Source organism: Rhizobacter sp. P3_B12 (assembly GCF_056402895.1).
This window is the reverse complement of record NZ_JBFUGN010001663.1, coordinates 1-674: the sequence shown is the minus strand read 5'-3', so window position 1 is coordinate 674 and position 674 is coordinate 1. Positions and strand designations below refer to the sequence as shown.

The 674-nt window shown below is 72.1% G+C and carries 1 protein-coding gene; it reads right to left on the bottom strand.

Features of this window, described 5'->3' with window-relative positions; genetic code table 11:
• Positions 1 to 674, bottom strand: a 674-nt coding sequence (locus AC1D01_RS37550) for a hypothetical protein (RefSeq protein WP_477875020.1), incomplete at both ends; no start/stop codon positions are given.

Genomic DNA, 674 nt, shown 5'->3' with positions numbered 1-674 from the left:
GAGCAGCGTCGCCGCGGCCTGCGGCGTCAGCGGGTGCAGCTCCTGGCTGCCGAGCGCGCCCGAGCCGTCGCCCTGTTCGAACTCGTTGCGGGCGATGTCGGCGAGGCTGGTGCCGGGCAGGGCTTCGTAGAGGTGCAGCTGCGCATCGGCGGCCTCGCCTTCGGGCAGGCCGAGCTGCTCGTGCAGGAAGTCGGCGAGCGGTGCGCCCTCGAAGCTCATGACCTCGCCGGCCATGTGCGGCGTGATGCGCACGTCGAACACGCGTGTGCAGCGCTTGTAGCGCTTGCGTCCGCGCAGCGGCAGCATCACCCAGCCGGCATCGAGGCCGGCCTCGAGCAGCTCGGGCCGCTGGCGGTAGATGCCGGGCGGCAGCACCGCCGGCAGGTTGGCGGCGGCCGCCTGCTCGAAGGCCTCCATCGCATAGCCTTCGAGCAGCTCGGGCTGGTCGAGCACGTGGTCGGGCAGCGCGGCGATGCGGCCCACCGTCTCCTCGACGGTGGCGGCGACGGCCGAGGCGGCGAGGCCGGCCTCCTGCTCTGGCGTCATCTCCTCGCTCATCTCCAGGCTCAGCAGCTTCAGGCCGGAGTCGACGATCGCGCGCGACAGCACCGCCGCCTGCTGCGGGCCGACCAGGTTGGCGATCAACTTCGCCAGCAGCGGCGACAGGAAATTGA